The sequence below is a fragment of the Rhodococcus sp. ARP2 genome (genome assembly GCF_001029585.1).
GTDB classification, from domain to species: Bacteria; Actinomycetota; Actinomycetes; order Mycobacteriales; family Mycobacteriaceae; genus Rhodococcus_F; species Rhodococcus_F erythropolis.
Genome location: NZ_LEKE01000051.1, coordinates 29,838 through 42,586 on the forward strand (window position 1 = coordinate 29,838; position 12,749 = coordinate 42,586).

The following is a 12,749-nucleotide window of genomic DNA, read 5'->3' on the forward strand; positions in this document are numbered from 1 at the left end:
TTTCAGTAGCTTGTGGCGAGTGCGCCGTTTTTCCAGACCTCGCGCACCAGTGGCACGCCCGGGCGGTAGGCGAGGTGGAGGTACGACGGTGCATCGAGCGCGATGGCGTCGGCACGTGTTCCGAGAGAAAGGGTTCCGACGTCGGTGCGCTGCAGCGCCCGAGCGCCACCTGCAGTGGCTGCCCAGACTGCCTCAGCGGGCGTCATGTGCATGTCTCGCACCGCAATTGCGATGCAGAACGGAAGGCTCGTGGTGTAACAGGTACCGGGATTGCAGTCGGCGCCCAGAGCTACGGTGACTCCGGCGTCCAGCAGTGCGCGTGCGTCGGGGTACTTGTTGCGGGTGGAGAAGTCGGCGCCGGGCAACAGTGTTGCGACGGTGGAACTCTGAGCCAGGGCGTCGATGTCCTCGGCGGTGACGTACGTGACGTGGTCGACGGACGCTGCTCCCATCTCGACGGCGAGCTGAACTCCTGGCCCTTCGCCGAGCTGATTGCCGTGGACGCGGGGGATCAGTCCGGCGGCTACGCCTGCGCTCAGGACTGCATGAGCCTGTTCGCGGTTGAATGCTCCTCGCTCGCAGAAGACATCGATCCACTTCGCGTGTGGCGCACAGGCAGGGATCATCTCGTCGCACGCCATGGCGACGTAATCATCGGCGCGGCCGGCATATTCGGGTGGTGGAACATGGGCGGCCAGCAGTGTGACCTCGTCGGTGAACTGTCCGGCGATCAGTGCGCTGCGTAGTTCGCTCTCGGTGTTCTGCCCGTACCCGGTCTTGCATTCGACGGTTGTGCTGCCCGAGCGCAGGGATTCGTCGAGTAGGCGCCGAACATTGGCCTGCAATTGCTCGTCGGTGGCCGAGCGCGTCGCTTCGATGGTGTTGCGAATGCCGCCGGCGGCGTACTTCTCGCCCGCCATGCGAGCTGCGAATTCCTCGGCCCGCTCGCCACCGAACACCAGGTGCGAGTGACTCTCCACGAAACCGGGGAGCAGGGCCCGACCGCCGATATCCTGACCGATATCGGCAGCCGGGGCGTCGGCGGAATCGCCGACCCAAGCAACAACGCCGTCGTCGAAAACGATTGCCGCGTCGTGTCGTACGCCGAGCTTGCCCTCACCCAGAGTCGGGTCATTGGTGACGAGGGTTCCGATGTTGGTCAGAACTGTGGTTCGAGAACCATTCGTGGTCAATGTCATTCCTAACTCAGTGTGAGGTGGTGGAGCTGTTTCAGTTCTCGGTCATCGGGATACGGACGCCGCGCGTGGCCGCCGTGTCGATGGCGTGGTCGTATCCTGCATCCGCATGCCGGATGACGCCCATCCCGGGATCGTTGGTGAGAACCGCTTCGAGCTTCTTGGCTGCGAGTTCGGTGCCGTCGGCGATGCACACCTGTCCCGCGTGGATGGAGCGTCCCATACCGACGCCGCCGCCTTGGTGAAGTGAAACCCACGAAGCGCCGGACGCGGTGTTGACCAGGGCGTTGAGCAGCGGCCAGTCGGCGATCGCGTCGGACCCGTCGATCATCGATTCGGTTTCGCGGTACGGCGAGGCGACCGATCCCGAGTCGAGGTGATCGCGGCCGATGGCGATCGGCGCGGACAGTTCGCCCGAGGCGACCATCTCGTTGAACTTGAGGCCCGCGAGGTGGCGCTCACCGTATCCGAGCCAGCAGATGCGGGCCGGAAGGCCCTCGAAGGCAACCTTTTCGCCTGCCATGGTTATCCAGCGACGCAGGTGCTCGTTCTCGGGGAAGAGTTCGAGGATGGCCTTGTCGGTGGCCTCGATGTCCTTGGGATCACCGGAGAGAGCTGCCCAGCGGAAGGGGCCGAGACCTTCTTCGAAGAGCGGGCGGATGTAGGCCGGAACGAATCCTGGGAAGTCGAAAGCGCGGTCGTAGCCGGCCTTGCGGGCCTCGTCACGGATGGAGTTGCCGTAGTCGAACACCTCGGCGCCGGCGTCCATGAATCCGACCATGGCCTTGACGTGCGCGGCCATCGCGTTGCGGGAATCTTCGGTGAACTTCTGCGGATCCTTCTCCGACATGATCTTCATGTCGGGGAAGTCGATCCCGATCGGCAGGTAGGCGAGGGGATCGTGGGCCGAGGTCTGGTCGGTGACGATGTCGATGGGGGCCTTCATCTCCAGCAGCGCCGGGAAGATCTCTGCCGCATTGCCTTCGAGGCCGATGGAGAGCGGCTTCTTGGCGTCGCGTGCCGCTGTCGCCAGTTCGAGCGCGTGCTCGATGCTGTCGGCCTTGGTGTCGAGGTACTTGTGGGCGATACGACGGTCGATGCGGGTGATGTCGCAGTCGACGCAGATCGCGACGCCGTCGTTCATGGTGACGGCGAGAGGCTGAGCGCCGCCCATTCCGCCGAGACCCGCAGTGAGGGTGATCGTTCCGGCGAGCGATCCGTTGTAGCGCTTCTTCGCGATGGCGCCGAAGGTCTCGTAGGTGCCCTGCAGGATTCCCTGGGTGCCGATGTAGATCCAAGAGCCTGCGGTCATCTGGCCGTACATGGTCAGGCCGAGGTCTTCGAGACGGCGGAACTCTTCCCAGTTCGCCCAGTCACCGACGAGGTTGGAGTTGGCGATCAGCACTCGCGGTGCCCACTCGTTGGTGCGGAAGACACCGACCGGCTTGCCGGACTGCACCAGCATGGTCTCGTCGTTCTTCAGCGTCTTCAGCGTGGCGACCATGGCGTCGAATGCCGCCCAACTACGTGCTGCGCGACCGGTTCCGCCGTAGACGACGAGGCTGTCCGGGTGCTCGGCAACATCGGGGTCGAGGTTGTTCATGAGCATGCGCAGGGCGCCCTCCTGCTGCCAACCGAGCGTCGTGAGCTCGGGGCCGCGGGGAGCACGGACGGGGCGCGGCTCGTGGCCGGGGGTGCTGATTTCCATGGTGTTCTCCTTGCTTAACTGAAGTTCGAAAGATGTTGGGGGATCAGACGCGAGAGTCGGTCATCGCGGTGTGATCGGGGTAGATCATCGACGAAGGTGGATTGCTGGTGCGCTTGGCGAGCGGGTAGTAGATCAGGCCGGTGAACACGATGCCGACGATCCAGGAGATGTCGGCGCCGCCGAGCATGTCCGTGACGGGGCCGGTGTACATCTTCTGGGCGAGGAACGGGATCTGGGCGAGAACGCCGGCGGCGTAGCAAACCAATGCGGTGAAGTTCCATGCTCCGTATCGACCGTTGACGTCGTAGAGCGCCGGAATGTCGATGCGCTCCTTGGAGATCAGGTAGTAGTCGATCAGATTGATCGCACTCCACGGCGTGAACACCATCAGCAACACCAGGACGAAGTTCTTGAAGTTGTCCAGGAAGTCGGCGCTGGCGGCGATGGCGATCAACACCGAGACAGCGGTGAAACCGAGAATGTAGAGGGTACGGGCGGTGCTCGAGATTCGTGACTGGCCGTTGAAGGCTGTGACGGTGGTCAGGATCGACATGAATCCGCCGTACGCGTTGAGCACGTTCACCGTCAGCTTGCCGACCAGGATGACGAAGTAGATCAGGAAGGCGATGGCGGCGGGTCCGGCCAGATCTCCCATGAAGCCGACCTGGTTACCCAGGAACGCGTCGCCGGCGCAGGCCGCGACGAGGGCGCCGAAGGTCATGGACCACTGTGATCCGATGACGCTACCGAGGAACGTCGACCAGAAGGTAGTGCTCTCGGAGGTGCTGCGCGGCAGGTAACGCGAGTAGTCGGCGACGTACGGGCCGAACGTGAGCTGCCAACCGGCGCCCAGCGAGATCGCGAGCAGGAAGGTGACGATGTCGAAGCCCTTGATACCGACGTACGAGGCGACGTCGTACTCGAGGAACAGTCGAACGGCCAGGTAGGAGAATCCGACGATGCCCACGACGGTGGCGATCCTGCCGACGATGTGGATCAGCTTGTAGCCGGTGACCGCGACGAATGCGGTGAGGAGACCGAAGACGACGATGCCGACGGTGGGGCTGTCGATGTGCAGGATCTTGTTGACGGCTTGGCCGGCCAACACGGTGCCGGTGGCAGCGAAGCCGAGGTACATCAGGATGACGAGAACTAGCGGTACGACGGCTCCCTTGACGCCGAACTGGGCGCGACTCGAGATCATCTGGGGGAGGCCCATGCGCGGGCCCTGTGCGGAGTGAAGCGCCATGACAGCGCCACCGAAGATGTTGCCGATCAGAAGTCCGACGATTGCCCAGATGGCGTCCGCGCCGAATACGACGGCGAGAGCACCGTCGACGATTGCCGTGATCTGCATGTTGGCGCCGAACCAGAGAGTGAACTGGCTGCGCGGGGTGCCGTGTCGTTCTGCATCCGGGACGACGTCGATAGTGCGTCGTTCCGGAGTGAGGATGACCTCGGCCGGTCCATCGTGAGTCATAGGCCTGTCTTTCTGCTGCGAGCCCGTCGAGCGACGGAATCGACGTCGGGGTATTGCCCACCTTCTTCGTGCTTGGTGCTTTGCGCCTGGTGCTCTGTGCGCTGGGTCACTGTCACTGCGGATAAATGTATATGCCTGTATATACAGGCGTCAATACCTGAAACCCGATTTCGCGTAAATGCTGTGTAACACCGCTCGAGAATCAGAAACCCTTACCAGGGTTGAGGATTCCGAGTGGATCGAACGCGGCCTTGATCGATCGGTGCAGTTGCATGCTGTCCTCACCGAGCTCGAGAGAGAGCCAGCGACGCTTCAGAACGCCGACGCCGTGCTCTCCGGTCAGAGTTCCGCCGAGTTCGAGAGCACGCCGGAAGACCTCGTCCGCGGCGGTCCACACGGCTTCGGGGGCCGAGCCGTCGGCAGTGCGGTCGAAGACGAAGGTCGGATGGACGTTGCCGTCACCCGCGTGCGCGACGGTCATGATCTTGACCGAGTGCTCGGCGGCAGCCCGGTCGATACTTTCGAGCATGTCGGGCAGTTTCGACCGCGGGACCCCGACGTCTTCCACCAGACATTGCCCGAGTCGTTCGGATGCAGGATAGGCGAGTCGGCGAATCTCGAGTAGCTGTGCGGCTTCTGCTGCGTCCTGTGAGACGGCGACAAAATCGGCGCCGGCCTGCTCGAAGTGCTTCTGCATCGCCGCGGCTGCTGCGTCGGCGTCGACCCCATCGGCCTGTGCGATCAGCATCGCGGCGGTGTTGTCTTCCAACCCGATTCGTTTCCAGTCGTCGACTGCGCGAAGGGTTGCTCGATCGATCAGCTCCAGCAGGCTCGGCCCGATCCCGTCGCGAACGACCGCGGCAACCGCGTCCGCTGCGGAGCGGAGAGAATCGAAACTGCCGACGACGGTGACCGGTGCTCTCTTGGGCCTGGGCTGCAACTTGAGCGTGGCACTCGTGACGACTCCGAGTGTTCCTTCCGAACCGACGAGAAGACTGGTCAAGTCGTATCCCGCAACACCTTTGACGGTCCTTCGGCCTGTCCGCACGATCCGACCGTCGGCGAGCACAACCTCGAGACCCAAGACTGAATCGCGGGTGACGCCGTACTTCACGCAACGAAGTCCACCGGCGTTGGTGGCGATGTTTCCGCCGATCGTGGAGATCTCGAAGCTGCTCGGATCGGGGGCGTACATCAGCCCGTACTCGTCTGCTGCTCGGCTGATGTCAGCGTTGATCACCCCGGCTTCCACGACAGCCAGCTGATCGTCCGGATTGACCTCGAGAATCGAGCGCATGCGAGTGGTCGAGATGACCAGGCAGCCCTCGACGGCTGCCCCGCCACCCGCCAAACCGGTTCCCGCACCGCGGGTTACCACCGGGACACGGTGAGCAGTAGCCCATTTCAGAGCCTCGGAAATGTCGGCCGCAGTTTCAGCGAGCATGACGGCTGCCGGATGGCCGGGTTCGGCGAGATGGGCCTCGTCGCGACGGTACGAGTCCATTACCGCCGGGTCGGTGATCAGGCGACTCGAACCGATCGACCGAGCGAGTTCGTGGACGGACATTCTTATCTCCAGTCGGTCAAAGGTTTTGTGCGAGAGCGTCCACAGCTGAGATCACGGCGTCTTCTGCGGCCCGCTCGCCGACGGTGACCCGCACCCCCTCGCCAGGGAACATCCGGACCGAGACACCCTGGGTGACGCAAGCCGCTTCTAGTGCAGAAGCTCTCTCGCCGAGAGGGATCCACACGAAGTTGGCGCCGCTCGGGACCGTCTCGACGCCGCGCAGAGCCAATTGCTCACGTAGGTGAGCGCGACCCGCGGTTACCGTTTCGACTATCGAATCGGTGTGCGCCGGATCGGTCAACGCTGCGCAGGCCGCGGCCTCGGCAACGGCGCTGAGCCCGAAGGGCGGTGCCGCGCTGGAAAGATCCGCTGCGATCGCCGGATTGGTGATGGCATAGCCGGCCCGAAGGCCGGCCAATCCGTAAGCCTTGGAGAAGGTTCGGAATACGACGATGTTGGGAAAGGCTCGAAGCAGGTCGACGCCGTCGACATCGCTGGTCGCGAACTCCCGGTAAGCCTCGTCCAGAAGGATGAGGACGTCACCCGGGATCGAGCGGGCGAACGAGACGAACTCGGCGGTCGAGAACTCGCTTCCGGTCGGATTATTGGGGTTGCAGACGAGTACCGCGCGGGTCTGCGGAGTCACGGCTGCCGCCATTGCACTCAGATCGTGCCGATGTTCGGAATCGAGTGCGACGGGTACACCGCTCGCCCCGGCGATTCCGATCAGTATCGGGTACGCCTCGTAGCTGCGCCACGGGTAGACGACTTCGGTGCCCGGGCCCGTGTATGCGGTCAGTACCTGCTGGAGCAGTGCCAACGACCCGGCGCCGACCAATACCTGGTCGTCGCCGACACCCAGGCGGTCGCTCAACCGGGCGATCAGCGTGTCGCCGAACAGCGACGGATACAAGTGCGAGTGTGAGGCCGCGAGATTGACGGCCTCGAGAATTGCCGCCGAGGGTGCAACCGTCGACTCGTTGCTCGACGCCCGCCACCGAACCTGCTCGAGGCCTGCGGCTTTGGAGTATCGAGGGAGTGCTTCGATTTCGGGTCGGGGGCGAGGCCGCAGCGCTCCGGGCGCGCTCATGCCAGGGCGCCGATCGCGTTCTCCGCGGCCGCAACGAGTGCACCGGATGCCGCCAAGTCCACCGCGGCCTCGATCTCGGGGGACAGGAAGCGATCGGTGCCCGGCCCCTGCACCTTCTCGCGCAGGGTCCGAAGGACGGCTCCGGTGGCTGGTGAGGGTTCGAGTGGGGATCGCAAATCGATTCCTCGTGCTGCAGTGAGTATCTCGATCGCGAGAACTCGGGTGAGACCGTCGATGGACCGGCGGAGCTTACGTGCACCCGACCATCCCATGGAGACGTGATCTTCCTGCATGGCCGAGGAGGGAATCGAATCGACGCTGGCGGGGCTTGCGAGTCGCTTGAGTTCGGACACGACGGCAGCCTGTGTGTACTGCGCGATCATCAGTCCGCTGTCGACTCCGGGGTCGTCGGCAAGGAAGGGAGTCAGACCGTGGTTGCGTGCTACGTCGAGGAAGCGGTCGGTTCGGCGTTCGCTGATACCCGCGACATCCGCGGTCACGATGGCGAGGAAGTCCAAGACGTAGGCCACGGGAGCTCCGTGGAAGTTTCCGTTGGATCGAACCCGTCCGTCGAGGGTGACAACGGGATTGTCGACAGCACTGGCCAATTCGCGCCCGGCGACGAGGCGGGCGTGATCGACGGTGTCGCGTGCGCCGCCGGCGACCTGCGGTGCGCACCGCAGTGAGTACGCGTCTTGAACCCTGGTGCAGTCAGGGCCCGCATGGCTGGCGACGATCGGGGAATCGGCAAGCAGACGCACCATGTTCGACGCGGCCGCGCCCTGGCCGGGGTGGGGGCGAAGCGTTTGGAGGTCCGCGGCGAACACCTGATCTGTGCCGAGCAAGCCCTCGACGCTCATGGAGGCAGCGATGTCGGCCAACTTGAGCAGATGATCGAGATCGGTGATCGCAAGGGCCAGTTGGCCGAGCATCCCGTCGGTACCGTTGATCAGTGCGAGGCCTTCTTTCTCGGCCAGAACCACCGGTTCGAGGCCATGGGCAGCCAATGCCGTTGCCGCATCGGTGAGTTCACCGTCGGCGGTGCGGACGGAACCTTCGCCGATGATTGCCATCGCCACATGAGCCAGTGGTGCCAGATCTCCCGAGCATCCGAGGCTGCCGTATTCGTGCACCACCGGGGTGATGCCTGCGGTGAGTAGGTCGGCGTACGCCTGTGCGACCACGGGGCGCACTCCGGTCCTTCCGGTGGCGAGCGTCGACAGGCGCAGAAGCATCAAGGCCCGGATCACTTCGCGTTCGACTTCCGGTCCCGAACCTGCCGCGTGTGAGCGGATCAGGCTGCGCTGCAACTGCGTCCGCAGATGCGCCGGAATGTGCCGGGTGGCAAGTGCGCCGAATCCGGTGGAAACCCCGTAGACCGGCGTGGGATCTGCGGCCAGGGCCTCGATGCGTGCACGACTTTCGGCGATCGCGGTCAGTGATTCCGCGGTCAATGCGACGCCGTAACCGTTGCGCGCGACGTCGACGACGTCGGCGATGGTGACAGCGCCGATTCCGACCTCAATGGTTCGGGTGGCTGTATGGGTGGCAGGGGTGGCGTTCATGGGACTCCAATGATGATGCGGCGGTGTTCCAGCAAGTCTTGTATACGAGACTCTAGTCTTGAATATGAGACGAAAACAAGGCCCGCAAAGTATGCAGCGGAGAAATTGGCTACATGTCTGCGGGCGGGGTCTCCACCATTCGATCTCCGAGATCGGCGGAGAACTCGGCGCTGACGGCGCGCACTCGGTCGGCGATCAGGGCACTCTCCTCGGCCGATTTGGAGCCGGAGAGGAAGGTGACGCCGAGAGCTGCGACCGGACGACCGTCCCGCGTGATCACGGGGCTGGCGATGCAATTGATCCCGGATGTCGTCGCATTCTCTTCGACCGCATATCCGCTCTCACGTGCTGCGGCGAGCAGTTCTCGCAGTTCGGCGAGCGTCGACGGTCCCGTTCCGGTCCGCGTCGGCCAGGTGTATCCCTCGTAGAGCGCGCTGATCTGTTCCACGTCCAGACGGCTCAGAATCGCGCGCCCGACTGCGGTGAGATGCGCTGGCAGGCGAGTCCCGATTTCGGTCACCAATCGCACGCCCGGCTTCAGCGGTTCACGTTTGTCGAGGTAGATGACGTCAGAGCCCTGTAGTACCGCCAGATGGGACGTCTCATCCGTCGACTGAGTGAGTGCCAGCATGAATCGTTGGCCCTCACGGTGAAGTGGGCCCGAGCGCATGTACGACGCACCGACTTCGAACGCCGAGACACCCAGGGTCCAGGCGCGTTGATCAGCCCAGTACGAGACGAACCGTCGATCTCGCATGACATTGAGTAGATGATGCGTCGTACTCTTCGGCAGGTCGAGGGCGCTCGAGATTTCGGCCGTCGCCAGCGGCACACCCCGGCGGGCCAGGAGATCGAGCACGTCGAGCACGCGCTCAGCAGATTTCACGCGACTCGTCGTCATGTGGGGTGTGTCCTTACGAGTAGGTAGGAAATCCGGAGCGGGGAACCACATTGTCTCGGATACGAGACTGAATCGCCAAGCGCTCGGATACGAGACTGAATCGCCAAGTGCTCAGGGTGCCTGGCTGCCGAGTTCCGCGGACAACCGTGCGCAGTGCTCCACCAAGACGCGACCGTGGCTGGCGCAGACCTCGTCCGTCAGACGGAATGTCGGGCCGACGACGCTGAGCGCTCCGGCTATCTGACCGACTGCGTTGTAGATCGGCGCGGCAACTCCGGTCGAGTGATCCTCGATGGTGTCGTGCGCAATGGCGTACCCGCTCTCACCTACCTTGCCGCTCAACGCTGCGCCGACGGCGGTGCCGTCCAGGGGAACGCTCTGTCCCACCCACCCCATGTGGCGGATCGCGTGCGTGCCCTCGATCTGATCGAGATACAGCGCAGTGTCTTTCGGTCCCATCGTCGACAGGTAGGTCGATTCCCTCGTGGTTTCGGCGATGGCCTTCATCGCGGGCCGGGCTCTCGGCAACAGTTGATTGTCGCCGAGAGCGCGAGCTCCGATCTGCAGTAGCCGCGGGCCGACGCGATAGACGTTGTCCTCGCCGCGAACGACGAACTCGGTTTGTTCGAGGCTTCTGATCAGGCGAAGGGCGGTACTGGTTGCCAGATCGGTTGCCTTGGCGGCGTCGCCGAGCGTCAATCCGCCGTGCTCGACGATCGCACCGAGAAGTTCGAACGTGCGATTCGCGCTGCGGGTCACGTCGCCGGGGGCCATGTCCTACTCCAAGTGCCGAGGGATGTCTGCGCTGAATCTATCGCGAGCCCGGCAGTACCTCACCGTGGTGCTCGTCCAGCAGGGGACTGCGGCGGACATCGGGGCGTTGGCTCTCACCGAACACGACGGGTTGTCGTACGTAGGAGATCTTTCCTGCTACCGGGTGCTCGAACGATTCGACGACTCCGCGATACTCGGCCTGTGCGGAGGTGAGTGCCTGCTGGACGTCCCAGATCTCCGAGCCGGCGAGGCCCGCGTCGCCGAGAATGCCGACCACGTCGGCGACGGTCTTTCCGGCAGCCCAGTTTTCGATCTCCTTGCGCAGTGCCGGCTCGTTCTCGGTCCGGGCGGTGTCGTCGGCAAATCGAGGATCTGCGATCAGGTCGATGCGATTCATCGTCTGCGCCAATTTCTCGAAGCCGGATTGGCTCGCAACCGCGAGGACAAAGAGTCCGTCGTCGGCCCGATAGGTGTCGAATGGTGTTGACACCGGATGACGGTTACCGACGCGTGGGGGAGTGAGCCCGGTGGATTGCAGTTGGCTGTGTGCTGTCGGCAGCATGGCGAGCATGCTGTCGAACATCGCGACGTCAAGGTGCTGCCCGAGTCCGGTCGCCCGTGCACTCAGCAGGGCGGTACTGATTCCCCAGGCGGCGAACAGCCCGGCGACCAGGTCTCCGAACGACTCACCCAACCGTGTCGGCCCGGATTCCTCCGAACCGGTGATGCTCATGATTCCCGAAAGAGCCTGGACTACAAGGTCGTAGGCGGCGGCGCCGGACATGGGACCGTCCTGTCCGAAACCGGAGATCGACGCGTACACGATCCGCGGATTGCGAGCCCGCGCAGCCTCGTAGTCGATTCCCAGGCGCTTAGTGACGCCCGGGCGAAAGTTTTCCACGACGACGTCGGCGGTCTCGATGAGCGTCAGCAGCGCCTCACGGTCCTCGTCGTCCTTGAGGTTGAGTGCCACCGAACGCTTGCCACGATTGAGCACGTTGAAGTAGATGCTCTCGCCGTCGCGGAACGGGCCGAGGTGCCGAGAGTCTTCACCGTGTTCGGATTCGATCTTGACGACGTCCGCACCGGCGTCCGAAAGCAGTGCGGTGCAGTAGGGTCCGGCGAGGACGCGCGAGAGGTCGATGACCCGGATGCCGTCGAGTGGGGGAAGTGCAGACATGTCCGCGCCTTTCAGAAATCGGTGGAACGCGGCGACGGAGCGTTGCCGGCAATGGTGAGCAATTGGATCTGCGAGGTGCCCTCGAAGATGCGGAGAATGCGGCAATCGCGGTACAGGCGTTCGATTTCCGATTCGCGCATGAATCCCGCGCCGCCGTGGATCTGCACGGTTTGATCGACGATCGAGAAGCAGGCCTCGGTGGCGACGTACTTCGAAATCGATGCGGCGCGGCGGATGTCCTGACCGGCGTCCTTGACGTCGGCGGCCCAGTCTGCGGTGACGCGTGACGCGACCAGTTGCGCGTCGCAGCCACCGAGGAGTAGCTGAATTGCCTGGAAGTCGAAGATCGGCGTGCCGAACTGCTTTCGCTCCGTTGCGTACTCGCGTCCCAGTTCCCAAGCGCGCAAAGCGATGCCGTTCGCCATTGCCGCCACGTCGATGCGCGCACGGTTCAGGGCGGTCAAGGCGATGTTGCCGCCGCGACCTTCGGTGCCGATCACCGAGTCGAGCGGCAGCACGACGTCGTCGAGGTAGACGGTATATGTCGGAGCCGAACGAATTCCCATCTTGTCCTGCGGCTCCGAGTAACTGATTCCCGGAGTGCCCTTGGGGACGACGAAGGCGGTGATGCCGCGGAATCCTGCGCTCGGGTCCGTCTTGGCGAAGAGCACGACCAGGTCGGCTTCCTTCGCGTTGGAGATGTACGTCTTGGATCCGGAGAGATGCCAGCCGTCGTCCTCGCGTCGAGCGACGGTACGCATCGAGGCGATGTCGGAGCCGGCGTCGGGTTCGGTGAGTGCAAATCCAGCCAGCAGTTCGCCCGACGCGAGCTGGGGCAACCAGCGGTGCTTCTGCTCTTCGGAACCGCCGACGAGAATCGGCTCGAGGCCCAGGTAGTGCGCGGTGTAAATCGATGCCAGTGCGGCGTCGGTGCGTGCAACTTCTTCGATGGCGACCAGTTGGGTTCGTGTCGACAGGCCCAGACCGCCGAATTCCTCCGGCACGGAAATGCCCATGAGGTCCTGCTGTCCGAGGCGCTTGACCAGCTGCGCCGGGAACTCTTTGGACTCGTCGCGTGCGGCTGCTCCGGGTTGGATCTCGGCGTTGGCGAAGGCTCGGACGGTGCTGCGGAACTCAGCGAGATCAACGCTGTCGATGTCGTGCGCGGTCTGGGTGGTCACGGGGGGCTCCTTCGAAGCGAGGTAGTTCACGAATTTCATCTAATGGAATCTAATTGCCACTAGTTGGCACGACTGACTATGGCTGAGGGTGGCGAATTTGTCCAGGG

10 protein-coding genes are annotated in these 12,749 nt (G+C 63.8%); all 10 read right to left on the reverse strand.

The features are described 5' to 3' along the window. Positions 1 to 2: 2 nt before the first annotated feature. The 10 genes from hutI to ABX74_RS12520 all read right to left on the reverse strand — a co-directional run bounded on the left by hutI (position 3) and on the right by ABX74_RS12520 (position 12,642). Positions 3 to 1,193 carry an imidazolonepropionase gene (gene hutI / locus ABX74_RS12475; protein WP_029256288.1) on the reverse strand — a complete coding sequence of 397 codons (1,191 nt, stop codon included), beginning with the start codon at positions 1,191 to 1,193 and terminating at the stop codon, positions 3 to 5. Positions 1,194 to 1,230: 37 nt separating this feature from the next. Next, positions 1,231 to 2,904, reverse strand: a complete 1,674-nt coding sequence (gene hutU / locus ABX74_RS12480) for a urocanate hydratase (protein ID WP_019745352.1) — start codon at positions 2,902 to 2,904, stop codon at positions 1,231 to 1,233. Positions 2,905 to 2,947: 43 nt separating this feature from the next. Then, positions 2,948 to 4,384, reverse strand: coding sequence for a purine-cytosine permease family protein (locus tag ABX74_RS12485; protein ID WP_047888942.1), 1,437 nt, complete (start codon positions 4,382 to 4,384; stop codon positions 2,948 to 2,950). 202 nt (positions 4,385 to 4,586) lie between these two features. Then, positions 4,587 to 5,951 (reverse strand): FAD-binding oxidoreductase, encoded by a 1,365-nt coding sequence (locus ABX74_RS12490; protein ID WP_047888943.1) that lies wholly within the window; start codon positions 5,949 to 5,951, stop codon positions 4,587 to 4,589. 16 nt (positions 5,952 to 5,967) lie between these two features. Next, positions 5,968 to 7,041, reverse strand: a complete 1,074-nt coding sequence (locus tag ABX74_RS12495; RefSeq protein WP_047888944.1) for a histidinol-phosphate transaminase — start codon at positions 7,039 to 7,041, stop codon at positions 5,968 to 5,970. Further along, positions 7,038 to 8,606 (reverse strand): histidine ammonia-lyase, encoded by a 1,569-nt coding sequence (gene hutH, locus ABX74_RS12500; RefSeq protein ID WP_046379310.1) that lies wholly within the window; start codon positions 8,604 to 8,606, stop codon positions 7,038 to 7,040. The genes ABX74_RS12495 and hutH overlap by 4 nt, the downstream gene beginning before the upstream one ends. 109 nt (positions 8,607 to 8,715) lie before the next feature. After that, positions 8,716 to 9,507, reverse strand: coding sequence for an IclR family transcriptional regulator (locus ABX74_RS12505; protein ID WP_047888945.1), 792 nt, complete (start codon positions 9,505 to 9,507; stop codon positions 8,716 to 8,718). 111 nt (positions 9,508 to 9,618) lie between these two features. Continuing rightward, positions 9,619 to 10,281 carry an IclR family transcriptional regulator gene (locus ABX74_RS12510; RefSeq protein WP_020909174.1) on the reverse strand — a complete coding sequence of 221 codons (663 nt, stop codon included), beginning with the start codon at positions 10,279 to 10,281 and terminating at the stop codon, positions 9,619 to 9,621. Positions 10,282 to 10,318: 37 nt separating this feature from the next. Beyond that, positions 10,319 to 11,461 carry a CaiB/BaiF CoA transferase family protein gene (locus tag ABX74_RS12515; RefSeq protein ID WP_029256282.1) on the reverse strand — a complete coding sequence of 381 codons (1,143 nt, stop codon included), beginning with the start codon at positions 11,459 to 11,461 and terminating at the stop codon, positions 10,319 to 10,321. Positions 11,462 to 11,472: 11 nt separating this feature from the next. After that, on the reverse strand, positions 11,473 to 12,642 hold the full coding sequence (locus tag ABX74_RS12520) for an acyl-CoA dehydrogenase family protein (protein WP_019745344.1): 1,170 nt from the start codon (positions 12,640 to 12,642) through the stop codon (positions 11,473 to 11,475). Between the last annotated feature and the right edge of the window lie 107 nt (positions 12,643 to 12,749).